22 protein-coding genes are annotated in these 24,801 nt (G+C 62.8%); 17 read left to right on the forward strand and 5 right to left on the reverse strand.

Annotated elements, in window-relative coordinates; translation table 11 throughout:
• Positions 1-316 precede the first annotated feature (316 nt).
• Positions 317-1,726 (reverse strand): hypothetical protein, encoded by a 1,410-nt coding sequence (locus HED64_RS15610; RefSeq protein ID WP_168152926.1) that lies wholly within the window; start codon positions 1,724-1,726, stop codon positions 317-319.
• A 156-nt stretch (positions 1,727-1,882) separates the two neighbouring features.
• Between HED64_RS15610 and HED64_RS15615 the strand changes: the two genes are divergently transcribed.
• The 17 genes from HED64_RS15615 (at position 1,883) to HED64_RS15695 (ending at position 20,450) form a co-directional block, all read left to right on the forward strand.
• On the forward strand, positions 1,883-2,698 hold the full coding sequence (locus tag HED64_RS15615) for a tetratricopeptide repeat protein (RefSeq protein ID WP_168152927.1): 816 nt from the start codon (positions 1,883-1,885) through the stop codon (positions 2,696-2,698).
• A gap of 15 nt (positions 2,699-2,713) precedes the next feature.
• The gene (locus tag HED64_RS15620; RefSeq protein ID WP_168152928.1) at positions 2,714-3,706 is read left to right on the forward strand and encodes an HAD-IIA family hydrolase; all 993 of its coding nucleotides are present in this window, start codon (positions 2,714-2,716) and stop codon (positions 3,704-3,706) included.
• A 10-nt stretch (positions 3,707-3,716) separates the two neighbouring features.
• Positions 3,717-3,938, forward strand: coding sequence for a hypothetical protein (locus HED64_RS15625; RefSeq protein WP_168152929.1), 222 nt, complete (start codon positions 3,717-3,719; stop codon positions 3,936-3,938).
• The gene (locus HED64_RS15630; protein WP_168152930.1) at positions 3,935-4,741 is read left to right on the forward strand and encodes a TlyA family rRNA (cytidine-2'-O)-methyltransferase; all 807 of its coding nucleotides are present in this window, start codon (positions 3,935-3,937) and stop codon (positions 4,739-4,741) included. Before HED64_RS15625 ends, HED64_RS15630 begins: the two co-directional genes overlap by 4 nt.
• 52 nt (positions 4,742-4,793) lie before the next feature.
• On the forward strand, positions 4,794-5,831 hold the full coding sequence (locus tag HED64_RS15635) for an NAD kinase (protein WP_168153075.1): 1,038 nt from the start codon (positions 4,794-4,796) through the stop codon (positions 5,829-5,831).
• Complete coding sequence (gene recN, locus HED64_RS15640; protein WP_168152931.1) at positions 5,828-7,561, forward strand: DNA repair protein RecN; 1,734 nt, start codon at positions 5,828-5,830, stop codon at positions 7,559-7,561. The genes HED64_RS15635 and recN overlap by 4 nt, the downstream gene beginning before the upstream one ends.
• Positions 7,562-7,648: 87 nt before the next feature.
• Positions 7,649-9,337 (forward strand): CTP synthase, encoded by a 1,689-nt coding sequence (locus HED64_RS15645; protein WP_168152932.1) that lies wholly within the window; start codon positions 7,649-7,651, stop codon positions 9,335-9,337.
• A gap of 4 nt (positions 9,338-9,341) precedes the next feature.
• Positions 9,342-10,007: an NUDIX domain-containing protein gene (locus HED64_RS15650; protein ID WP_168152933.1), complete on the forward strand. Its 666-nt coding sequence runs from the start codon at positions 9,342-9,344 to the stop codon at positions 10,005-10,007.
• A 14-nt stretch (positions 10,008-10,021) separates the two neighbouring features.
• A complete protein-coding gene (gene xerD / locus HED64_RS15655; protein ID WP_210149833.1) occupies positions 10,022-11,107 on the forward strand; it encodes a site-specific tyrosine recombinase XerD in 1,086 nt (361 codons plus the stop codon).
• 17 nt (positions 11,108-11,124) lie between these two features.
• On the forward strand, positions 11,125-11,682 hold the full coding sequence (locus tag HED64_RS15660; RefSeq protein WP_168152934.1) for an 8-oxo-dGTP diphosphatase: 558 nt from the start codon (positions 11,125-11,127) through the stop codon (positions 11,680-11,682).
• 47 nt (positions 11,683-11,729) lie between these two features.
• Positions 11,730-12,248, forward strand: coding sequence for an RNA polymerase sigma factor (locus HED64_RS15665; RefSeq protein ID WP_168152935.1), 519 nt, complete (start codon positions 11,730-11,732; stop codon positions 12,246-12,248).
• Positions 12,235-13,593, forward strand: a complete 1,359-nt coding sequence (locus HED64_RS15670; RefSeq protein WP_168152936.1) for a hypothetical protein — start codon at positions 12,235-12,237, stop codon at positions 13,591-13,593. The genes HED64_RS15665 and HED64_RS15670 overlap by 14 nt, the downstream gene beginning before the upstream one ends.
• A 122-nt stretch (positions 13,594-13,715) precedes the next feature.
• The gene (locus HED64_RS19950) at positions 13,716-15,773 is read left to right on the forward strand and encodes a caspase family protein (protein ID WP_245326044.1); all 2,058 of its coding nucleotides are present in this window, start codon (positions 13,716-13,718) and stop codon (positions 15,771-15,773) included.
• 3 nt (positions 15,774-15,776) lie between these two features.
• Positions 15,777-17,402, forward strand: a complete 1,626-nt coding sequence (locus tag HED64_RS15680; RefSeq protein ID WP_168152937.1) for a gluzincin family metallopeptidase — start codon at positions 15,777-15,779, stop codon at positions 17,400-17,402.
• Positions 17,403-17,485: 83 nt separating this feature from the next.
• Positions 17,486-18,241: an AfsR/SARP family transcriptional regulator gene (locus HED64_RS15685; protein ID WP_168152938.1), complete on the forward strand. Its 756-nt coding sequence runs from the start codon at positions 17,486-17,488 to the stop codon at positions 18,239-18,241.
• A 201-nt stretch (positions 18,242-18,442) separates the two neighbouring features.
• Positions 18,443-19,327 carry a hypothetical protein gene (locus HED64_RS15690; protein WP_168152939.1) on the forward strand — a complete coding sequence of 295 codons (885 nt, stop codon included), beginning with the start codon at positions 18,443-18,445 and terminating at the stop codon, positions 19,325-19,327.
• A gap of 97 nt (positions 19,328-19,424) precedes the next feature.
• The gene (locus tag HED64_RS15695) at positions 19,425-20,450 is read left to right on the forward strand and encodes a M12 family metallopeptidase (RefSeq protein WP_245326045.1); all 1,026 of its coding nucleotides are present in this window, start codon (positions 19,425-19,427) and stop codon (positions 20,448-20,450) included.
• Positions 20,451-20,529: 79 nt separating this feature from the next.
• On the opposite strand, the gene HED64_RS15700 is transcribed toward HED64_RS15695, so the two are convergent.
• Genes HED64_RS15700 through HED64_RS15715 form a run of 4 tightly spaced genes read right to left on the reverse strand, consistent with a single transcriptional unit; the run spans position 20,530 to position 24,776 of the window.
• Positions 20,530-21,666, reverse strand: a complete 1,137-nt coding sequence (locus HED64_RS15700) for a bifunctional 2-methylcitrate synthase/citrate synthase (protein WP_168152940.1) — start codon at positions 21,664-21,666, stop codon at positions 20,530-20,532.
• A 17-nt stretch (positions 21,667-21,683) separates the two neighbouring features.
• Positions 21,684-22,613 (reverse strand): methylisocitrate lyase, encoded by a 930-nt coding sequence (prpB, locus tag HED64_RS15705; RefSeq protein ID WP_168152941.1) that lies wholly within the window; start codon positions 22,611-22,613, stop codon positions 21,684-21,686.
• A complete protein-coding gene (locus HED64_RS15710) occupies positions 22,614-24,131 on the reverse strand; it encodes an MmgE/PrpD family protein (RefSeq protein WP_168152942.1) in 1,518 nt (505 codons plus the stop codon).
• The gene (locus HED64_RS15715; RefSeq protein ID WP_168152943.1) at positions 24,132-24,776 is read right to left on the reverse strand and encodes a GntR family transcriptional regulator; all 645 of its coding nucleotides are present in this window, start codon (positions 24,774-24,776) and stop codon (positions 24,132-24,134) included. It lies immediately after the preceding gene.
• Between the last annotated feature and the right edge of the window lie 25 nt (positions 24,777-24,801).

Genomic DNA, 24,801 nt, shown 5'->3' on the forward strand with positions numbered 1-24,801 from the left:
ACACCACCAGCGGGCCGGCCACTGAAATAGCCAGGAACTTTTTCCATCTGCTACATCCAATGCCGTAGTATTGGTCAGTTGCGTTGCGCACTATTGGCACAATTCACTAAGCCGACTGGGTACCCTCGACTAAGATAGATGAAGGCGTCGAGTGCCCTATGAGGGCAACAAGATTTTAGTGTGGGCTTCCGTGAGATGCGGTGGTCCACTAGTTTATGCGTGGGGTCCAAAACTGAAGACCCTTTTGAGAGGAACACATCTAGTGTCATACGAAAACAAGGGCTTCGGGTCAAAGGACAACCGCGACCGTGACGGTTCAAAGTCGAGCAACGACGGTGCATTCCGTCGCGGTGGCGACTCCAATCGCGAGGGTGGCTTCAAGCCCCGTGAAGACCGTGGCGGATACCAGGGCGGTGACCGTCGCGAAGGCGGTTTCAAGCCCCGTGAAGACCGTGGCGGATACCAGGGCGGTGACCGTCGCGAGGGTGGCTTCAAGCCCCGTGAAGACCGTGGCGGATACCAGGGCGGTGACCGTCGCGAAGGCGGTTTCAAGCCCCGTGAAGACCGTGGCGGAGACCGCGGTGGTTTCAAGCCTCGCGAAGACCGTGGTGGAATCCGTGGCGGCGACGATCGCCGTGAAGGTGGCTTCAAGCCTCGCGAAGACCGTGGCGGATACCAGGGCGGTGACCGTCGCGAAGGCGGTTTCAAGCCCCGCGAAGACCGTGGCGGAGACCGCGGTGGTTTCAAGCCTCGCGAAGACCGTGGCGGAGACCGCGGTGGTTTCAAGCCTCGCGAAGACCGTGGCGGATACCAGGGCGGTGACCGTCGCGAAGGCGGTTTCAAGCCCCGCGAAGACCGCGGTGGATTCCGTGGCGGCGACGATCGCCGTGAAGGCGGTTTCAAGCCCCGCGAAGATCGCGGTGGTTTCAAGCCTCGCGAAGATCGCGGTGGATTCCGTGGAGGCGACGATCGCCGTGAAGGCGGTTTCAAGCCCCGCGAAGATCGCGGTGGTTTCAAGCCCCGCGAAGACCGTGGTGGATTCCGTGGCGGCGACGATCGCCGTGAAGGTGGTTTCAAGCCCCGCGAAGACCGTGGTGGATTCCGTGGCGGCGACGATCGCCGTGAAGGCGGATTCAAGCCTCGCGAAGATCGCGGTGGATTCCGTGGCGGCGACGATCGCCGTGAAGGCGGATTCAAGCCTCGCGAAGATCGCGGTGGATTCCGTGGCGGAGACCGTCGTGAAGGCGGATTCAAGCCTCGCGAAGATCGCGGTGGATTCCGTGGCGGCGACGATCGCCGTGAAGGCGGCTTCAAGCCCCGTGAAGATCGCGGTGGATTCAAGCCTCGCGAAGACCGTGGTGGAGACCGTCGTGAAGGCGGCTTCAAGCCCCGTGAAGATCGCGGTGGTTTCAAGCCCCGTGAAGACCGTGGTGGAGACCGTCGTGAAGGCGGCTTCAAGCCCCGTGAAGATCGCGGTGGATTCAAGCCTCGCGAGGACCGTGGCGGAGACCGTCGTGAAGGCGGCTTCAAGCCCCGCGAGGACCGTGGCGGAGACCGTCGTGAAGGCGGATTCAAGCCTCGCGAAGATCGCGGCGGATTCAAGCCTCGCGAAGATCGCGGCGGATTCAAGCCTCGCGAAGATCGCGGTGGTTTCAAGCCCCGTGGAGAATCCAGCACCGCTGATCTCGAAGCTCTGCGTGGCGACGAAGCTTCGCGCCGTGCGCACAACCCTTCGGACCTGCGCAGCTCGAATAGCCCGGAACGCGGACGCTCACCGGAAATTGATGACGATGTAACCGGCAAGGAACTGGACCGCATTACCCGCGCGGAACTGCGTTACCTTGACGACGTCAACAACGAATGGGTCTCCAAGCACTTGGTCATGGCCGGCCGCTTGATCGCTATCGATCCGCAGTTGGCGTACGAGCACTGCATCGCAGCTTCCCGTCGTGGCGGCCGCGTTGCAGTTGTTCGAGAAGCCGTTGGTCTAGCCGCGTATGCTGCCGGTGATTTCGCCGAAGCACTGCGCGAATTCCGTACGCACCGTCGCATCAGCGGTAACAACCTGCACCTTCCCCTGATTGCCGATTCCGAACGTGGAATTGGTCGTCCGGAAAAGGCGCTGGAAATTGCCCACAGCGATGTCATCGAGACACTGGATACCAACGGCAAGGTCGAAATGGCCATGGTCGCTTCCGGTGCTCAGAACGACTTGGGTAACCTCGACGCAGCCTTGGCCGAACTCGAGATCCCGCAGCTGGATATGAACCGCGCGTTCAGCTACAGCCCGCGTCTCTTCTCGGCTTACGCCGACGCTCTTGAGAACTTGGGTCGCAATGACGAAGCAGTAACCTGGCGCAAGCAGATCTCCGTAGCCGAGGAAGCTCTCGGTACCGGCGAATTTGCCGAGCCGGAGATCGTTGACCTCGGTGAAGACGATGAAAGCGATGCCCGCCGTCCGCGTGCCCGTGATCTCGTTGAGTCTGAGACTCCTTCCTCGGAAGAGGGCGACGCAACGTCGGAAGACGCCCCTGAAGATGGCATCGCTGACGAAGACGCCGTCGAAGAGGTTGAAGCATCGGTCTTGACCGAAGCAACCGAGGAATCCAACCCGGAGCTCGACGACGAAGTTTCGGCAGTATCGGATGTCCAGGGTGCTTCCCCGGCCATCGATCAGGACGAAAACGACGAAAAGTAGGAATTCGAATAATCCATGCTGATTTCAGGTTTTGACGCACTGCTTTCCGATCTTGACGGCGTCGTATATGCAGGTAACGGAGCAATCCCCAAGGCTATAGATGCCTTGAAGCGGTTGGACGAAAACTCGGTTGTCCTGGCATACATTACGAACAACGCCTCACGATCTCCGGGTGCAGTTGCTCAACACCTGATTCAGCTAGGTGCACCCGCGTCTGCCGAGCAAGTTTTTGGCTCGGCAGACGCGGGAGCCGAACTCCTCGCACAAAAACTGCCACAGGGCTCCCGAGTCCTTGTGGTGGGCAGTTCTTACCTGCGCGACTGCGTCAGTTCCTTTGGAATGCAAATAGTCGCCAGCCACCTCGATAAGCCCGTGGGCGTCATCCAGGGATTTGATCCCTCGATCGGTTGGCAAGATCTAGCCGATGCCGCCTATGCAATCCACGGTGGCGCCATCTGGATCGCCACCAACACCGATCGGACTATCCCGCGCGCCGAAGGCATTGCCCCGGGCAACGGTTCGCTGGTCGAGGCCGTCAGCGCCGCGACCAACACCGAACCGTTGGTCGCCGGAAAGCCTGAACCACTGCTCTTCCGCCGCGCGGCCGAGACCTTTGAAGCCACGCACCCGCTTGTTGTCGGTGACCGATTGGACACCGACATCCTCGGCGGTAACAAGGCCGGATACAGCACCGTGTTGGTCCTGACCGGGGTAGATTCCGTTCACAGTGCTCTGGCAGCACGCTCAGCGGAGCGCCCCGATTACATCATCAGCGACCTCTCGGGTCTCTATGAGACATACCCGATTATCGAAGTCACTGGTTTCGGGATCCGTTGTGGCTCGGCACTCGCTTCGGTCAAAGACGGAACTATCACCGTTGTCGGTGATGAGTCAGACCTCGACGCTTGGCGCGCAGCGTGCTCGGCATGGTGGTTGGCCCACCCGCATCAGGACACAGCCGTGCAACCCACCGTGGTCTTCTCACAAACTGTCCTCACCACGCCGTAGGCTCAAAGTGATGATGAGTAAGCACCCCAATACACTTCGAAGCAATGGACCGGCCGCTCCGGTACCCGGCCCGCGTCCCGCGGCGCCGCTGAACCCGCAGGCACCAAGCACCGACCTTGATGTCTTGGAAACCCTCGCCGAACGACCCGTTGCCGAACATCTGGCCGTTTTCGAGGAGCTGCAGGCGTCCCTGACAGCTGATCTTGACTCCACTTCAAAGGACCGCCCGTGAGCCGCCTTGACCAGGAGTTGGTCACCCGCTCCCTCGCCCGTTCTCGCACCGACGCAGCCCGTCTCATCGCGGAACAGCGCGTCATCGTAAACGGTGCCGTGGCCGCCAAGGCCGCAAAGACCGTCAACGAGACCTCAAAGATCTCCGTGAAGCCTACAGACGCCGAGGAATTCGTCAGCCGTGCCGGGCACAAGCTGGCCGGCGCCCTAGCGGCGTTCTCGCAGATCGAGGTCGGCGGCAAACGCTGCCTCGACGCTGGTGCCTCAACCGGCGGATTCACCGACGTGCTCCTACGCCGCGGCGCAGACCACGTTGAAGCAGTAGACGTGGGACACGGACAACTTGTCGCCGAACTACGCGCAGATGCCCGCGTGCATGTCCATGAGGGCATGAATGTTCGCTACCTCAAGGCCGAGGACATTGGGGGACAAGTAGCCCTCGTTGTGGCCGATCTATCCTTCATCTCCCTGACCATGGTCATGAACGCACTGGCCAACGCCACCGAGCCCAACGGCGATCTGGTGCTTATGGTCAAACCCCAATTTGAGATCGGCCGCGAGCAACTCGGACGCACCGGTGTGGTCTCCGGCGCCTTCCAACGGCGCAAGGCCGTCGACATTGTGATTACCTCCGCACTCGGTGCCGGCCTAAGTGTGCGCGGCCTGGCCCGGAGCCCACTGGCTGGACAAGACGGCAATGTGGAATTCTTCCTCTGGCTGCGCCGAACCACGGATCCAAAAACTCAGGCTTCTCCACAATCCCGCGTCGGGACAGCTGCCTGGCCGGACGTTGACTATTCTTAGACTTGCCGGCATCTGAATCGATGTCCCAACCTTCGGTCCGCCGAGGAAGGAAATCATGCGCAGGATCTTGATCCTCACCCATACAGGCCGAACCGATGCCCTTCTCGCTGCCGTGGAAACATGCGCCAAGTTGCGAGCCGCCGGACTGATCCCGGTCATGCGTCGATTGGAAATGCAAGCGGTCCGCAATATCCCCGAAGGCGAAAATCTCGAGGTTGAAATTCTCGATGAGGATGTTGCCCTCGAATCGATCGAACTCGGGATGGTGCTAGGCGGGGACGGAAGCGTGCTGCGCGCAGCCGAACTCGTTCGGAGTGCGGGAGTTCCACTGCTAGGTGTCAACCTCGGGCACGTGGGGTTCCTCGCCGAAAGCGAACGCACGGCTTTGGAAGAAACTGTCCAATGCATCTGCGACCGACTCTTCACCGTCGAAGAACGTATGACCATTGACGTGCAGGTTTGGCTCGATAACCGCCGCATTGCCCACACCTGGGCGTTAAACGAAGCCGCGATCGAAAAAGCCAACCGCGAACGCATGATCGAGGTGGTCATGGAGGTCGACGGGCGTCCGCTGAGTACCTTCGGGTGTGATGGCGTGGTCATGGCCACCCCCACCGGATCCACCGCCTACGCCTTCTCCGCCGGAGGCCCCGTCGTCTGGCCCGAGGTTGAGGCCCTGGTGATGGTTCCCATCAGCGCGCATGCACTCTTCGCCAAACCATTGGTTGTGGCTCCCACCTCATTGCTGGCCATCGAGATCCTCACCCGCACCGATGCTGCGGCGGTGCTGTGGTGCGATGGACGGCGAACCATCGAGCTACCGCCCGGTGCCCGTATCGAAGTGACGCGCTCCGACACACCAGTGCGGCTGGCCCGAGTGAATCAGACACCGTTCTCCGAACGTCTGGTCAACAAGTTTGAGCTTCCCATTCAGGGCTGGCGCGGACCGGTTGAGCCGCGCGAGCGGGAAACCGCCACCACCGCATTGCCGGTGATCACCCCCTCAATGCAAGTAGTTGAACCACGGCACCACGACCCCAAAGCGGAGCCGGATTCCCTTGCCCACCAGGACCACCGGAGGCAGCTATGATCCAAGAAATCCGCATTAGCGACCTGGGCGTCATCTCCCAAGCGACCCTGCCGCTGGGCCCTGGCTTCAGCGTTGTCACCGGTGAGACCGGTGCCGGCAAAACCATGGTCATCACCGCACTAGGCCTGCTCCTTGGGCGCCGTGCAGATGCCGGGGCAGTGCGCCACGGAGCTAAGCAAGCCGTCGCGGACGCAACGATTCTGCTCCCGGCCACCAGCAAGGTGCTTGACCGTGCCGAGGAAGCTGGCGCCCTGGTTGAACGCTTTGATGACGAAGCCGAACTCATCATCACCCGTACCCTTTCCGCCGAAGGTCGCAGTCGTGCCTCTGTTGGCGGCCGCGCCGCCCCGGTGGGCGTGCTGGTTGAACTGGGCGAAGATCTGATTGCCATCCACGGTCAAACCGACCAGCTGCGGCTCAAGGGCGCTGCTGCACAACGCGACTCACTGGATAAGTTTGCTGGCGCCCCGCTGGCCAAGGTCTTGAGCAGCTACCAGCAGACCTTTGACCGGTGGGGGAGCGCCAGAGCCGAACTTGAGGAGCTCGTGACGGCATCGCGCGAACGCATCCGCGAGGCAGAATCTCTGCAGAGTGCCCTGGAAGAGATCGACGCTGTTGATCCGCAGCCGGGCGAAGACGTGGATCTGAAAAACCAGTCGTTGAAGCTCTCCAATGTTGAAGCGTTACGGTCAAATGCCAATCTGGCCCACGAGTCGCTTAATAGCGAGGAATACGAAGCAGCCAGCGTCATTTCCCTGGTCGAGGCGGCAAAACATGCCCTCGATCAGGTGGCTGCCGACGACGTTGATATCAAGGCACTGGCCGAGCGACTGAACGAGGTCGGCATCTTGGCCGCGGAAATCTCCACGGATTTGGCCGCATATCTCTCGGATCTGGATGCCGAGGGCCCCGAACGCCTGGCCTCGCTGGAGGAACGCAGGTCGGATTTGAACCGACTGATTCGCAAGTATGCACCCAGCATTGATGAAGTGATTGCCTGGGCCAGCACCTCACGTGCCCGGCTCACAGAAATCCAGGGCGATGATGGCCGGATCGAGTCGCTGCAAGCAGAAACCGAATCACTGCGCACCGAGGTCTTGGAGCTGGCGGGCAAGCTCTCCAAGCTACGCGCCAAGGCCGCCAAAGAACTGGCCACCCGCGTGACGGCCGAGCTCGCGGCGCTGGCCATGCCGGACGCGAAGTTCGTGCTGGAGATCGAGAAGCTCACCGAACCGCACCGTTACGGTTTGGACTCCATCACCATGCTGCTCCAACCCCACGCAGGCTCCTCCCCGCGCCCGTTGGGCAAGGGCGCCTCGGGCGGCGAGCTCTCTCGCGTCATGCTGGCCATCGAGGTGGTGCTCGCGGCCGTTGACCCGGTTCCGACGTTCGTTTTTGATGAAGTTGACGCCGGAGTCGGTGGCAAGGCCGCCGTCGAAATCGGAAAACGACTGGCGATGCTTGCCAAGCATGTCCAGGTGATTGTGGTCACCCACCTGCCTCAGGTGGCAGCGTATGCCGACCGTCATGTGCGCGTCATTAAGTCCTCCAACGCCCAGGGTGCCGACGGCGCCGGCTTCACCGCCAGTGACGTAGTGCTGTTGGACGAGGGGGAGCGGGTGCGCGAATTGGCGCGGATGCTAGCTGGCCAAGAGGACTCATCCACCGCCCAGGCCCATGCCGAGGAACTGCTCGGTGAGGCGCAACTATTGGTGAGTTCACTGAGCTAATCAACACTCTCGAGCCCGTTGCTGTGCACGAGCCTGTAGAGTCTTTCCCAAACGTCAAACAACGAAAAGGTGATAGGGTAGAACCCCGTGGTGCAACGTAATCTTTCTCGTGATTCCCGGTCGTCTGAAACGACAAAACATATCTTCGTCACCGGCGGTGTGGCCTCGTCCCTCGGAAAGGGACTGACGGCTTCCAGCCTCGGTCACCTTCTTCGTGCGCGTGGTCTCTCCGTAACGATGCAGAAGCTAGACCCGTATCTGAATGTGGATCCGGGCACAATGAACCCCTTCCAGCACGGTGAAGTCTTTGTCACCGATGATGGCGCAGAAACCGATCTTGATATCGGTCACTACGAGCGCTTCTTGGACGAAAACCTCAACGGCATGGCGAACGTGACCACCGGACAGGTTTACTCCGAGGTCATCGAAAAGGAACGCCGCGGCGACTACCTTGGCGACACCGTTCAGGTCATCCCTCACATCACTGATGAGATCAAGCGCCGTATGCGCCTGCCGGCAACCGAGCCGGGCAAGGGCAAGAAGGCTCCCGATGTGATCATCACCGAAATCGGTGGAACCGTCGGGGACATTGAGTCTCAGCCGTTCCTCGAATCGGCACGCCAGGTCCGTCAGGACATCGGCCGCGGCAACGTCTTCTTCGTTCACGTCTCCCTGGTGCCGTACATCGGCCCGAGCCAGGAACTGAAGACCAAGCCAACCCAGCACTCGGTTGCTGCGTTGCGTTCCATCGGCATTCAGCCAGATGCTCTCGTCATCCGTTCGGACCGCGAGATTCCCCCGGAAATGCGCGTCAAGCTTGGCAAGACCTGCGACGTTGACCCCGAAGCGGTCATCAACTGCGCCGATGCCCCGAGCATCTACGACATCCCGGTCGTCATCCACTCCCAGGGGTTGGACGCCTACATCGTTCAGCACCTGGGCATGAAGTTCAAGGATGTGAACTGGTCGAAGTGGAACAAGCTCCTCGACGCGGTACACAACCCGAAGCATCACCTGGAAATCGCGCTGGTCGGCAAGTACATCGACCTGCCCGATGCCTACCTCTCGGTCACCGAAGCACTGCGTGCCGGCGGTTTCGCCAACAAGACCAAGGTCCAGATCCGCTGGGTCCCGTCCGACGATTGCTCCACCGAAGCCGGTGCCAAGAAAGCACTGGCCGGCGTTGACGCCATCTGCGTACCCGGTGGCTTCGGCATCCGCGGACTCGAAGGCAAGTTGGGCGCACTGAAGTTCGCCCGCGAAAACGGCATGCCGACCCTGGGCCTGTGCCTGGGCCTGCAGTCGATGGTCATCGAATACGCCCGCAACGTGGTCGGCCTGGCCGATGCCTCCTCCACCGAGTTCGAGCCAGATACCAAGCACCCGGTCATCGCGACCATGCAGGAGCAGCTGGAAATCGTTGATGGCAAGGGCGACCTGGGTGGCACCATGCGCCTGGGCCTCTACGACGCAACGCTCACCGAGGGCTCGGTCGTGGCAGAGACCTACGGCAAGACCGCCGTGGCCGAACGTCACCGCCACCGCTACGAGGTCAACAACGCCTACCGCGCGCAGCTCGCGGAGGCAGGACTGGTCTTCTCCGGCACCTCGCCGGATGGCGAGCTGGTTGAATTCGTTGAACTGCCCAAGGACGTACACCCGTACTACGTCTCCACGCAGGCTCACCCGGAGCTCTCCAGCCGTCCGACCCGCCCACACCCGCTCTTCGCAGGGTTGGTCAAGGCAGCGTTGGACCACCAGAAGGCCGGCAAATAACATCATGGCAAAAACAGACGGCGAGGCGCTGGGCGATTCGTTCAGCCCTCGCCGCCTGCTTTCTTCCGAGAAAGTCTATGACGGACGTATCTGGGACGTTGTGCAGGACACCTTCGAATATGCGCCAGAGATGGCGCCGCTGGTTCGTGACTACATCGAGCACCCCGGTGCCGTAGCAGTGCTGGTGCTCAACGACGCCAACGAGGTGCTGATGATCAATCAGTACCGTCACCCGGTGCGCATGAACCTGTGGGAAATTCCCGCCGGTCTCTTGGATATCGAAGGCGAAGCGCCCCATCTGGCCGCCGCGCGGGAATTGGCCGAGGAAGCAGATCTGATCGCCTCGGACTGGGCGGTGCTGGTAGATCTCTTCCTTTCCCCGGGTTCCTCCTCGGAGGCGATTCGCATTTATCTGGCGCGCAACCCCCGCGAAATTCCGCTGGATCAACGCCATGAGCGTACCGATGAGGAAGCCGACATGGTCATCTCCTGGGTTCCCTTGGATGACGCCATTAACGCGGTACTGGCCGGGCGGATCCATAACCCCTCGGCGGTGGCCGGCCTGCTGGCTGCTTCCGCGGCACGGCTTGGCAATTATGCTTCGCTGCGTCCGGTGGATACCCCGTTCGACGTCCATCCGCGGCTGCGTTCGTCCGAACAAGCTACCTAGGACCGGGCCCTCAGATGAGCATCGGCACCGAAGACGCGACCCAGAAGTTGGGTTCGATCCCTGCCATGAGCCAAGCCGAGACGATGAAGCTCAGTATCATCGATACCACCGCGGTGCTGGAGCCGATCAAGGATCCTGTTCCCGAGCTGACGCCCGACCCGGCGCAGCTGCCCATCGGCAAGCACCTGGCTGGCTACCTCCAACATCTGGCCGTCGAGCGTGGCATGGCCAAAAACACCGTTAGTGCCTACCGGCGGGACCTTTATCGCTACGCCGCGTTCCTCGGTGCTCAGTCGGTTCACGAACCGGCCCAGGTGAACCTGGGCAACCTGACCGCCTTCGCCCAGGCCGTGCGTGATGGAGCCGATGGCGGTGCCCCACTGAGTGCTCGCTCCGCGGCACGCACCATCGTTGCCGTGCGTGGACTGCATAAGTTCTGGGAGCTTGAGGGCATCGCCCCGACCAACCCGGCCGTTGACTTACACCCACCGTCGCCCGGGCGCCGACTGCCCAAAGCCATTTCGGTGGCCGATGTGAGCGCCATCCTGGATTCGGTATCCACCGAAACCTCCGCCGGCCTGCGTGACAAGGCGATCCTCGAATTCCTGTATTCCACCGGGGCCCGAATCTCCGAGGCCGTGGGACTCGATGTTGATGACCTGCACCTGGAACGCCCGGCCAGCGGCCCGGCCGTGGTGCGACTCTTCGGCAAGGGCTCTAAGGAACGCATCGTCCCGTTGGGTTCCTACGCCATCAATGCGCTGAACGCCTACCTGGTGCGCGGGCGGCCCGAGCTGGTTGCCAAGGGCAAGGGCACGGCTGCCCTCTTCCTGAACCAGCGGGGCGGGCGGCTCTCGCGCCAATCGGCGTGGTCGGTGCTCACCAAGGCCGCCGAACGCGCGGGCATCGAACAAGATGTCTCACCGCACACCCTGCGGCACTCCTTCGCTACCCACCTCTTGGAGGGGGGAGCCGATGTGCGTGTGGTCCAGGAGCTGTTGGGCCACGCCTCGGTGACCACCACTCAGGTTTATACCTTGGTCACCGCCGACACGTTGCGGGAAATCTACGCCGCGGCGCACCCCCGCGCCCACCACTAGGGAAGGTACGCTCCACCATGCCGCACCCACCGCTTGGCACCCCGATCCGGGTGGTCTTGTGTCTGCCGGTGGTACACGGCACCGACGGCACCCAGATTCTACTGGGGCTGAAACAACGCGGGTTCGGTGCGGGCAAGATGGTGGCACCGGGTGGGAAGATCGAAGCGGGGGAGAATCGCGAGCAGGCGGCAGTCCGCGAACTATTCGAAGAGACCGCGCTGATAGCCGATGCCGATGAGTTACTGCCAGCGGCCCGGGTCTACTTCCGCTTCCCCGCGAACCCGTCCGCGGACATGGACTGCACGATCTACCTCACCACCGCCTTCAGCGGTCTACCGGCGGCCTCATCCGAGCTGATCCCGCAGTGGTATCCGGCGGATAATTTGCCGTTTCAACGAATGTGGGACGATTCGGCACTCTGGCTGACTCGAATTCTGGCCGGCGAACGGTTCGACGCCCTGGTGCGCCTTGCCGCCGACAACGAATCGGTAAACCACTTTGCCACCATCAACTGGCCGGGAACAAAGATTCCCGCCATCGATGCAACCGAAGCCGACTTCCCGGACATTACCTAGGCATCAGGCAGCACCCGAAACCGGGTGTCTTGAGGGGGAGGGAACCCATGGGTGCGAGAACCGCGTTGCATGTGGAAGAACTGCACCGGCAGTACTCCCAGCGCGTTTACGGCTACGTCTACCGGCGGACCACCGATGTGCAATTAGCCCAGCAGATCACCAATGACGTCTTCCGCATCGCCTGGCAGCACCAGAAGGAACCTTCCGAGGATGTGTTGCCGTGGTTGCTGGTGACGGCACGGAACCTGGTCGCCAATGAATTCCGGGCCACGCGCCGCCAACGCAGCCTCGTTGAGAAGCTTGGTGGTGCCGAACTGGCCCGCCGCCCGGAGCCGGAGGATGACCCCGGTTCAGGGGTCCGCGACGTTCTGAACACCTTGCGCCCGCAGGAGCGCGAAATCCTCATGCTCGCCTACTGGGATTTGCTGAGCATCCTCGAAATCTCCTCGATCCTTGAATGCTCGCCCGATTCGGCCAAGTCACGGCTGTTCAGGGCGCGCAAGGCCTTCTCCAAGAAGGCGCCGAACCAGATGTTGAAGGGTGGAACCTCAGATGGACAACATTGAACAGCTCCTTCGAGACGCCGACCCCCGCATGCACCGGAAATCCGCCGGCCCCCTTCCCCTGAACCTGGATGAACCCGGCCCGGTCTTTGTCCAGCAGCCGGTGCGCCAAGCATCGAGGCCGCGGCGCTCTTGGGGACCGGTGGCTCTGGGCGCGATGGTCACCGCCTCCGCGGTGGCCGCGGTGATTTTCTGGTCGCCGTGGAACGCTCCGCTGCCCGAGCCCGGCCCGGCGATCACACCCACCCCGAGCCCCACGGCGCCCTCGGAAAGCAGCTCGGCGAATCCTACGACGCCACCGGAGTCTGGTGCACTGCCCAACGGGTTGTTCCCCGCCTACGACGGCGTGCACTTTACTGACGATCAGGCGTGCCGCGCCCTGTCTTTGCCCCAGATCCAGCTCGCCGACGCCCAAGGAAAGCTCAGCACACCGGGCTACGACACGAGGGCCTTCTCCCTCATCGGCTGTGTTGAGGGTTTTGCCGCCTTCACGCCCAGTGAGCAGTTTAAGCTCGAAGAGCGGGTCCAGGACACCTCCGGCGGCATGCTGATAGCAAAGTGGGATCCGGAGGCCGAGCACTGGGTCAGCTCGCCGTCAAACCTCACGGGAGAGGGTGTGGAGGTGTACCAGGAATACCTCAGCTGGCCCCTGCTGCGTGGCTATACCTATGAAGCGGATCAAACCCCGGAACAACGCATGGACTTGGCCGTCAAGGAAACGGGAATCGACCCAGAGATCGTTGCGGAGCTTTTCGGTCCCAACGTGCCGTCATGGATGGAAACCGAGACCAGCACCGAACGTGTTCCCTATGGCAATTCGGTCCTCGAAGTCACTCATCCGGTATGGACTCAGGTTGAGTCGATGAACGCCGCCGACGGCAAAGTATTAGACCCCGCAACCGTGAACCCGAAGGATGCGGCCACCTACCATTTAGGGTTCTTTGATGCGCACGGCAAGACGGTCTTCAACCTGGCCATTTTCACCGACGACCGACCCGGCGAGGACGGTACCGAAACCTGCAAGGACCCGGCGGGTACCTACACGCTGAACGGGCTGAGCCCCACCTCCGTCGTGGTTGATGAGGGGAAGCTGGCACTGGGGTTGATCACGCAGACCGACTACTTCGGCATTGAGCGCTCGGCGGTGTCGTTGGTTCCGGCCGACAGCGCCGCGCAGGGCAAGCTGTGCGACCTGGCCACGGCCTTCCACCTAAACGGGAAGTTGGTCCAATCCGATGCATGGACCGGCTACATGGGGTTCAAGGACGCGGCAGAACGCAACACCTACCTGGCCTCCAGCGAGTACCTTCGGGCACAGGACGTGGCAGCATCACTGAAGCTCAAGTAGCTGGAGCTGCAGCGTTACCGTCCGGGGACACCGGAAACACCGGGCGGTAACGCTGCGGTAATGTCCGGCGGTCCATGCTGGTGGAGGGATATCCATAACACGGCACCTGACAGGAGCGCATCATGGTTTTGCTGACGGCCCGGGAACCAAACCCCGAGAAAGACGGCGCGGCACGAGGCGTCCTTCCGGCAGGAATCGATCCACAGGCACTCAAGCGGCACCTGATCAACCTGTCGGACGGACGCTTTTCCAGCGGCGGGCAAATGCGCACCACCCCGGAGGACGTCCAAGCGATCTTCGCACGCCACCTGCCCGAATTTGTTGCCGCCAACGGCGGACGCGACGTCCCGCTGCTCTTCTGGGCCCATGGCGGGCTGGTGGATGAAAACTCGGGAATTCTCGGTGCAGCGCGCCAAATCCCATGGTGGCTGGCCAACGGGGTCTATCCGATCTTTTTCATCTGGGAAACCGGGCTCTTTGATGCCATCGCCAGCCTGCTCGGAGCCGCCCCGCGCGAGGCGCAGCTCGCTGTCCCGGCCGAGCGGGGCTTCCTGCAGGACGCCTGGAACAAGGCCTTGGAACTGCTTGCCCGCCCCGTGGGACCCAAAATCTGGGGTCAGATGAAACTAAGCGCCGCTCAATCGGTGGCCGACGACGGCGGTGCGCTGTATGTGGCCCGGGAACTGGCCGAATACGTTCAGAAAAACCCACAGGCCCTTCAGCTGCATGCGGCCGGGCACTCGGCTGGCGCGATCTTCCATTCACACTTCCTGCCGGCCTACGCCGGGCTGGATGCTGGGCAAGGCTTCTCCACGCTGAACCTGCTAGCTCCGGCCATCACCACCGAAAACTTCAAGCAACGGCTGCTGCCGCTGCTGGGAACCGCCAACGGGGTAGATCACCTGGGCATGTTCTCCATGAAGACGGAGCTGGAAGAGGAAGATGACGTCATTGGTCTCTACCGGCGCTCGCTGCTCTGCCTGATTCGGGCCTCGTTGGAGGTCGAGCCGAACACCCCGATTCTGGGTCTGGCGGAATCGGTAGCCTCCGACGAATCGCTGACCCAGCTCTTCGCCTCGGCGGGGGCCGATGCGACCTGGTCGATATCCGCAGGCGGACCCAAGTCAGGACGCAGCGCCGCGCGGTCTCACGGTTCCTTCGATGATGACCCCGATACCATGACCAGCGTGCTGTGCCGGGTACTGGGCCGCGAGGACGTCATCGGCTACAGCGGCGCCCGGCCGACCCCGGAACCGGCTGCCGCCGTGAACCCCGCGCCGTCAATCGCGGTACCGGTCCTCGGCCACGTCGCCAGCTCAGGCCCAAGTGGGGAGCGCTACGCCCTCTGCGTGGGCATCAACGACTTCCAAAACCTACCGCGCGGCTCGTGGCTTAACGGCTGCGTTAACGACGCAAAAGACTTTGCCGAGGTCTTGGGAGCTGGGTACGGGTTCGCCGACCACCAGATCGAGGTACTCACCAACGCCGCCGCCACCAAGGCAGCGGTCATGGACAAACTGAGAGAGGCCATGGACCGGGCGGCAAGCGACGGACTGAAGCACCTGGTCTTTACCTTCTCTAGCCATGGAACCCAGATCCCGGATACCTCGGGTGATGAAGCAGATCAGTCGGACGAGGCCTTTGCCACCTATGACCTGAACCAAGCCGGGGACCAATGGGACCCTGCCACCCTGATCTCCGATGACGAACTCCATGACCTCATTTCCCGGGCGCCGCAAGGGATGCTGGTAGAGGTGGTCCTGGACACCTGCCACAGCGGAAGCGGACTCAAGGCGCTGGACCTACTGCCCGGGCGCCGCCCACGGTTCCTGCCCCCACCCACACCGATCGGCCTGGAGCGCACGGCGACGGCGGATCCACGGGCCTTCCGCGACCTGGTGTCACGCTCGGGCGCCGGGGCTCGCCCGGTGCTGCTGGCAGGCTGCCGCTCGGACCAGACCTCCGCCGATGCGGTATTTGAGGGGCGTTATAACGGCGCGTTCACCTACTACCTGCTGCAGGAGCTGCGCACCGACCCCACCCGCACCCGCAAGGTGATAATGGCCGCCGTCATCAAGTCACTGACCAAGGGCCGCTTTGACCAGCGCGCGCAACTGGAAGGCCCGGTCGCGGCCAAGAATTCGCCGTGGGGCAGCGCCTTCGCGCCCCACTCGGGGTGAACGATGTTAGTGCCGACACCGCATCGCGCCGGGGATCTGAGCTCACTGACGGTGCTGGCCCAGGGACCGCACTTGATAGATGCCGCGGATCAGCTAATGACCCACATCCTTCGTGTCCCCAGCGAACGGTTGCTCACCGGTCCGTTGGGCGCACGCCTAGAGGTGGTGGTGCTTGGTCCGCGCGGGCGCCGGGAAAACCAAGTCTTGGCGGAGGGCGACTGGGGAGCGGAAGACATCACCCCGCCGGCGGATCCCGCTGACCTGCCCACGGACCGTCGATTCTTGGCCCAGCAGGCCTACGCGGTGGCGGCACACACGCTGGCGTCTTTCGAGCGGGCGCTGGGGCGTCGGATGGGCTGGGCCGGCGGGCGCAGGCTCACGCTGTACGCCAATGATCCGATCGACTACCGCAACACCGGCTACACCCCAGAAGACTGTTCCATCAGGTTCGGGATGATTCACGATTCGCGGCACCGGAACAAACTCCCGCTGGTGCTCTACCGGGACCTGGTGGCGCACGAGGTCACGCATGCAGTGATCGACGGGTACCGGCCGCGCTGGGGTGATGCCCACGCCGGGGCCGATCAGTTGGCCCTGCACGAGGCGCTCGCCGACCTCGTGGCCATGCTGGGGGTCTTCACCGCCGAATCCGTGGTGGAAAAAATCATCACCGTGGAACTTGAGACACCCGGCGCAACCCTGGAATCCATCGATTCGACGCTGCTGGCCTCGGGACTCTTTCGCTTCGCCGACAACCTTTTCAGTCACGACAAGGCAGCACGCGATCCGCTGAGCGGGGAGCTGCCGGCGAACTGGCGCCAAGATACGGACCCGCATCGGCGTGCCGCCGGGGTCATTCGCGCGGTGCTGGGAACCGTCCTGCGTTTGTGGCGGGCGGAGCTGGGGCGCCCGGGCCGCCGCTCAAGTGTTCACCAGGTGGCAGCGGCCGGTGCTCGCATTGGCGAGCGGGTGCTGAACATGCTGCTGCGTGGTCTGGCCTACATGGCCCCGGTCGATGTGGGATGGGAGGATTTGCTGCGCGGGATCCTGGCCGCTGATGCGGTGGTGGTCCCGCAGGATGGGCGCAACTACCGCGGCGCGCTGCGCTCCTGCTTTGCCGAGGTCGGTATCCTAGCCGGGCCGCCCCATGCCCTAGATGGGCTGACCAAGTTGCGGGAGCTGAACTACCCGGTCCGGCTCTCCGCCCTAGGCTCGGACCCCGACGAGGTGCTGCGTTTCATTTGGGATAACCCGACATTATTGGATGCGGCCAAACTGGACCCGGCGGCAAAGATCACCATCGACAGGGTGCGCCCCAGCCTCAGGATCAGCCCCGACGGGTTTGCCGTCGCCGAAATCGGGGCTTCCTTTGTCCAAGAACTGCGCCTGTCCCCGGCCGAGGCCACGAAGTTGGGCCTGCGCACCACGGCGGCGGTGATCGTGCGCGGCGGTGGCCTACTGCGCTTTGACGAGGGCGGACGTCTGTGTTTTGCCGCGTTGAAACCGGTTCTGGATGTGCGGCGGCAACAGGAATTGATCGACGGGGTCGATGCCGCACGCGCCGCCGCCCAACGGATGGGTGAGTCGATGTTCCACCCGCCGGCCGCAGCGCTCCCTCCCACATCTTGACCCCCGCCCCGCTAGGGTGCACGATTCGAATGGTAGCTAAATCATCCAGACGGCAACGGACGGGCGAAGGGGGACTGCCCACGATGAGCATTGAGGGCGGGCTACGGCAATCCCACTATGGGCTGTGCCTGATGCCATCATGGGGGCTGTGGCGCAACGGATGCGAGATCGAGGTTTCCCTCCGCCAGCAGCGACTTTTAGCTGTTTTGGCGGTCCAAGGCTGCTGTCGGCGTGAGCTGGTGGCGGGAATGTTGTGGCCAGAGTCGCCCGAAAGCTCCGCCCTGGATAACCTGCGGGTGAGCATCCACCGTGTGACCAGCGGCCTACCGGATTTGATTCGCGCGGATCGGCATGCGCTCGAACTCTCCGAATGGGTCCGGGTAGACCTGCACCGGGAATGGGAGAAGCTCGAGGGATCTGCCGTCGCGGGGGAGCGCAAGCACCCTGGCACCACTCCGCTGCTGTTGGGTTGGTACGAGGACTGGGTGCTCAACGAACAGGTCCGTCTGTTACAGGCCCGAACCGCCTACTGGCGCCGGACCGCGGCACAGTGCCTGGCTCGCCACGACTACGCCGGCACCGTGGAATCGGCGGCCCAGGGGTTGTTCCTTGATGTGTTAGACGAAGCCGCGCTGGAAATTATGGTGGTGGCGCAGCTGGCCCTGGGCCAGTGCGTTTCGGCGTTGCAGGCGATCATCGGATTCCGCAGCAGGGCCCGGAAGGAGTTGGGCATAGCCGGTTCCCCAACGTTGGATCGACTCGAAACCCAGGTGCGCCGTGTCGCAAATGCTTCATACGCCGGGTTCTCCGTCGGCGGACCGGATCGGTGGAGCATCTAGAAGCGCTCGCGGATGGTGTGCATCGCCGACACTCCACGCCCCGGCAGGTCATGGAGCGGTAATGGGCAGGTAATTTCCCGGTCACGGGTGCCCGCCTACGCTGAGGCATCACACGGCGGACGGGTGGGGGCCACCAGGGGCAAGAGGGCGGTTTTGACACCGTGGGCGTCTGTTGTGGTGAGTCCACAAGGGGAGAAAACCATGGAGAACATCCAGCAGGGCACCGATGTCGTTTTTGAGCGGCTCGTGGCCGCCCGGCGCGAGCAAGTTGTTGCCCTCCAGAAGGCGCAGTCCAAGGAGCTGGCGGACCTCGAGACCCGCGGGCAGAGCAGACTGGCCAGCCTGAAGAAAACGTTGCCCAAGGAACTCGCGGCCTACCTCACCAAGCAGGAAGAGGCCGAGTCCAAGGTAGCAGCGGCAGCGCTCAAGGACAGTGAAACCGCCGCCGCTCGGCTGGCGGAGGCGGAGGCGAGTGAGTCCACAGCGCTCCAACTGGTGCTCGGCAACGGGCCGGCGGCCGCTGCCGTGGGCTGGCTCAGCCCGTATTACGGAACGCTGCACGGTTCCGACGGATCGGTGTACTGGCAGGGCTACAACCCCGGCAACATCGACGCATCGTGTTACGCCAACGGAGCGGGCTCGGGCATCTTCGGCACCGGCGTCGGTTCGTTCACGGTGTACATGGATTGGTGGTTCACCTTTAATGCACCGGAGAACCGCAACTACGCGCAAACGGTCTATGTGCCGTTTAACGGCTTCTACATCGTGCGTGCCGATGACGGTTGGTTCGATTCGAAGCAGGCCAGCGTCGACATTTCGCTCTCGGCCACCGGCTACCAGTACAACTACAAGCCCACGGGAAATGCCAACGTGCTCTCGGTGGGCAACGACAACATCAACGTCAACGACCGCTTCGACGGCTGGCGCACCATGTACTACTCCGACCTCTTGGGAGCGGACCGCGCCTACCTGCTGGTGAGCGCCAAGCTATCGGTGTACGCGCGCGGCGGCGGCTCCACCGCACAGCTGGACTTCGCCAGCGGAAACGCCAACTACTTGGGCGTGCCACTGGTCTACGTCAGCTGAAGCACCATTCCACGTGGTGCTGTGCCGGGTCACGTGCCCGGCACAGCACCGCACCCACCACCTCATCCCTGCACCACCGGCTCGTGAAGGAACCCCCATGAAATACAACAACCAGCCGCTCTGCGTCCCGCGGAACCCGGCACCACGTCAACTGCCCCCGGGCATGCCCATCGAACGCGACCGCCTCCTGCGACTGTTGGCCAATGTGTGGGTCAACGGCACGGAACTGCACTACTTCCTCATCGATGGGGCGGAACCGCAGCGCAAGGCCGTGCGTGACGCCTTCGCCGAATGGAAGGCGCTGCCGCTGGGCCTGAACTTCACCGAGACCACTACCCGCGCGGCCTCCGAGGTAAGGATTTCCTTCGACGCGGCCGACGGTTCCTGGTCCTATGTGGGCCGCGACGTGCTCGGGATTCCCACCACTGAGGCGACCATGAACTTCGGCTGGGATTTGACCGACGACTACGGGCATACCACCGCGCTACACGAGATCGGGCACACCCTGGGGTTGCCGCACGAGCACCAGAACCCGTTCTCCGGCATCGTATGGGACGTGGAGAAGGTCTACGCGTATTTCACCGGATCCCCGAACTTCTGGACCCGCGCGCAGACCGAGTCGAATGTTTTGCAAAAGTTCTCCACCACCGAGGTGGATGGCTCGGCCTGGGACCCGGACTCCGTGATGGAGTATTGGTTCCCGGCCGGACTGATCCTGGAGCCCGCGCAGTACAGCAGCGGGCTGATGCCCGCCGGTGGGCTGTCGGCACCGGACCGCGAATGGGCCAAGAAGTTCTATCCGGGTTCGACTCCGGGGCCCGAGGTCCTGGTTCCCTTCGTCTCCCGGCCGCTGAGCCTGGGCCCGGGCGCGCAGGCCGACTTCGTTTTGGAACCGGAGGCCTCACGGCAATACACGATCGCCACCTTCGGCGCCTCGGATGTGGTGCTGGTGCTCTTCGAAGACGACGGGGGCACGCTGCGCTACCTGGGCGGGGACGATGATAGCGGCACCGGGCTAAACGCCAGGCTACGTGTGCGGTTGCTGGCCGGGCGGCGCTACGTGGTGCGGCTGCGTCTGTACTGGGCCGGTGGAAGTGGGGACACCTCGGTCATGTATTGGTGATCCGGATTGGAGATCACCGGGCATAAAAATGGCCGCTTGGCCAGAGACAACTCTCCCGCCAAGCGACCATTTTCTGCGCTTACAGCGCGCGCTGCTCCGGGCCGTTGTAGGCGGAGAGCGGGCGGATCAACGCGTTGGACGCACGCTGTTCCATGATATGAGCGGTCCAGCCGGTGATGCGAGCGGCGATAAAGATCGGGGTGAACATCTCCGTATCGAAGCCCATCAGGTGGTACGTGGGACCGGCCGGGTAGTCGAGGTTCGGCTTGATGGCCTTGGCCTCGTCCATCGCGGCTTCCAGACCGTCGTAGAGTCCCAGCATTTCGCCGCGACCATAGTGCTCGATCATCTTATCCAGTGCGGCCTTCATGGTCGGCACGCGCGAGTCCCCGTGCTTGTACACGCGGTGACCGAAGCCCATGACCTTCTTCTTGGCGGCCAGCGCTTCCTCCATCCAGGTTTTGGCGCGTGCCGCGGCATCCTCACGAGATTCGTTTTTGTCGATCCCGATTTCGTGGAAGGTGTGCATGACTGCCTCGTTGGCGCCGCCGTGCAGCGGGCCTTTGAGGGCGCCGATGGCTCCGGTGACGGCCGAGTGCAAATCCGAGAGCGTGGAGGTGATCACGCGTGCGGTGAAGGTGGACGCGTTGAAGGAGTGCTCCGCGTAGAGCACCATCGAGACGCGGAAGGCATCAACCACTTCCGGTGCTGCCTCCTCGCCGAAGGTCATCCACAAGAAGTTCTGCGAATAGTCCAAGTCTTCGCGCGGTTCCACCACTTCAAGACCGCGCCGGCGGCGCTGGTCGTAGGCGACCACGGCCGGGAACGCGGCAAAGAGTTCCTTGGCCTTGGACAACTCGGCGGCCGGGGAGGACTCCTCGGCCAGGGCGTGGTTGGCACCAATGACCGAAACGGCGGTGCGTCCCACATCCATCGGGTGGCAATTAGTCGGCAGCAGATCGATGGCTGCCTTGACGTTCGGTGCTAGGGCGCGCCCGGCACGTTCGGCCTTCACGAATTCTGCCAGTTCGCCCGCGGTGGGCAATTCGCCGGTCCAGAGCAGCAGAGCTACCTCTTCGAAGCTCTTGGCCGCGGCCAGATCCTGAACGGGGTAACCGCGATACAACAGGGAATTGGTGTCCGGGTTGACCTTGGAGACGGCCGTGTAGTCGACGACGACTCCGGCCAGACCCTTCTTGATTTCAGTTTCAGTCATCACTTCGCTCCTGTTTCTTACAGATTCGCGTTGTTCGAATGGATATCTAGATCCGGGACCTGGAAGTTGAAGATCCCGGTGTCGAAGCGGTTGTACGCCTCATAGTCAACCAGCTCGTAGAGTCGGGCACGAGTCAACATTGAATCTACCCGAGCTTCCTGCGTTCCGTCGGCCTTGATCGCGTCCAAGACGCGCTCGGCCTCACCCATGGCGCTGCGCAGCAGCGTGACGGGGTAGATGACCATGGCAACGCCGGTATCTGCCAGCTGCGCTCGGGTGAACAAATCCGATTTGCCGAACTCCGTCATATTTGCCAACACTGGTACGTCGACCGCCTTACAGACGGCCTCAAATTCGCTCAGGTCCTTCATGGCCTCGGGGAAGATGGCATCCGCGCCGGCATCGACCAGCGCCTTGGCGCGGCTGATCACCGCGTCAAGACCCTCCACACCGCGCACGTCGGTGCGGGCCATGATCAGGAAGTTCGGATCGCGGCGAGCATCGGCTGCCGCGGCGATGCGTTTGACCATGGTGGCCAGATCCACCACATTCTTGCCATCTAAGTGGCCGCAGCGCTTGGGGTTGAACTGGTCCTCGATGTGGCAGCCGGCCAGGCCCGCGTGCTCAAGTTCTTGGATAGAGCGCGCCACGTTCATCGGCTCGCCAAATCCGGTGTCCGCGTCAACTAGGGTCGGCAGGTCACTCATGCGGGCGATCTGCCCGGCGCGGGTGGCCACCTCGGTCAGCGTGGTCAGGCCGATGTCGGGCAGGCCCAGATCGTTGGCCAGCACGGCGCCGGAGACGTACACGCCGTCAAAACCCTTTTCACCAATCAGTTTGGCCGAGAGCGGGTTGAAGGCTCCCGGGAACTGACGTGCCGTACCGGGGACCAGCATCTCGCGCAGTGCGCGGCGCTTCTGCTCGGGGGTGACCGTCGAGTACAACATTTAGAACAGTCCCTTGGGTGCTGCGGCCAGGTCGATGACGCCCGGAGCCGCCACGATGTTCAATTGGTTCAGCTCACCGGCTCCCAATTTCTCCAGGTTTTCGGCCGCCGCGATGAAGCGATCGATTTCTTCCTCAGCCACCAGGCCGGTGGCCAGGGTGCGGAATTTGTTGATGTACTGCTCGCGGGCGAAGGGCCGTGCGCCCAGCGGGTGAGCATCTGCCACGGCGATCTCATCGGTGATCACCGTGCCGTCCATCAACGTGATGACTACTGAGCCGCCGAAGGCCTTCTCGTTGATGTCCAGCGAGTGGTAACGACGTGTCCACTCCGGGTCTTCTTCGGTGGTGACCTTGTTCCACAGCGCGATGGTCTCTGCTCGACCGGCACGCTCGGGGGAGTAGGAATCCACGTGGTGCCAGGCGCCGTCCTGCAGGGCAACGGTGAAGATGTACGGGATCGAGTGATCCAGGGTTTCGCGGCTGGCGGTCGGATCGTACTTCTGCGGGTCATTCGCGCCCGAACCGATTACGTAGTGCGTGTGGTGACTGGTCTTGATCAGTACCGAGGCGACGTTGTTCGCATCCGCAGCTTCCGGGTGTTCGCGGTTCAGCTTGCGAGCGAGGTCGATCCAAGCCTGGGCCTGGTATTCGGCCGAGTGTTCCTTGGTGTAGGTGTCCAAGATGGCGCGCTTGGCCTCTCCGGCGCCCGGCAGCGGCACCGTGTACGCAGCGTCTGCTCCATCGAGCATCCAGGCGATGACTCCGTCTTCACCCTCATAGATCGGCACCGGGGAGGTCTGGCCACGCATGGCGCGGTCGGCGGCTTCCACGGCCATCTTGCCGGCGAAAGCCGGAGCGTGGGCCTTCCAGGTGGAGATTTCGCCCTTGCGTGACTGCCTGGTGGCGGTGGTGGTGTGCAGGCCCTGGCCCACGGACTGGAAGATCGTTTCAACATCCAGGCCCAGCAGGGTGCCGATGCCGGCCGCGGCCGAGGGGCCCAGATGCGCTACATGGTCAATCTTGTGCTTGTGCAGGCAGATGGCCTTGACCAGGTCAACCTGGATCTCATAGCCGGTGGCGATGCCGCGGATCAGGTCCTTGCCCGATGCTCCGGTGTGCTGGGCGACGGCCAGGATCGGCGGGATGTTGTCACCCGGGTGGGAGTACTCCGCGGCCAGGAACGTGTCGTGGTAATCGAGTTCGCGCACTGCCACGCCGTTGGCCCAGGCGGCCCACTCGGGGGAGACCTTCTCCGAGATGCCGAAGACCGAGGCGCCTTCGCCGCCGGTGGATGGGGCATGGCTCAGTGCCTGAGCACGAGCTGCGATGATCGGGCCACGGTTCAGCGAGGCGATGGCCACCGAGGCATTGTCAATGACGCGGTTGATGATCATTTCGGTGACCTCGGCGCTGACCTCTACCGGATCTGCAGCAACGGCGGCGATCTTGTGGGCTAGCTGATCCTCGCGGGGAAGATTCTCTTCACTTCGGTAAACACGTACTGGGTGATTGATCATTTAGGTGTCCTCTCTGGAACCGGCATGGTTTTTGATGTGTTCAAGACTGTGGTGCAGGTGTAGCTGCGTGGCCGCCGCTGCGACATCGGGATTTCGGGCGGCGATGGCCGCGGCGATGGAGGCATGTTCGATGGCCGAGGTGGCCAGTCGTTCGGGATCATCCTGCGCCAGGCGTCGGATGCGGGCTAAATGCACCCGTAAGGATCGCAGCGCCTGCTCGATGTAGGGATTAGCCACCGCTGCATCGATGCTTCGATCGAGTTCGCCAGCTAATTGGAAGAAGGACTCGCGGGTTTCGATCGTGGCCGATCGGCCCGCCTCGAGGAATCGGGCGCTGAGCGCGGCAAAGACTGCCGGATCGGCAGTATGTGCGGCGATGCGCGCCGATTCGATCTCCAGCGCACGGCGTAGGGCGAAGAGATTGTCCACGTGTTGAAGTGAAACATCCGAGACCATGGCGCCGCGGCCGCGCTCCTGGATGGCCAAACCATCGGCCACCAAGCGAGCCAGTGCTTCGCGTAGTGGAGTGCGTGAAACGCCGAGGCGTTCTGCTTGTTCCACTTCGCCGAGCATGGCACCGGGACGCAGTCGCCATTCGACAATGTCGGTTCTCAAGGCCTCGTAGGCCTTATCGCTTGCCCTCATGCCACCAATTGTATACAGAAACCTC

It is taken from the genome of Paeniglutamicibacter terrestris (assembly GCF_012271785.1).
In the GTDB taxonomy this organism is placed as follows: Bacteria; Actinomycetota; Actinomycetes; order Actinomycetales; family Micrococcaceae; genus Paeniglutamicibacter; species Paeniglutamicibacter terrestris.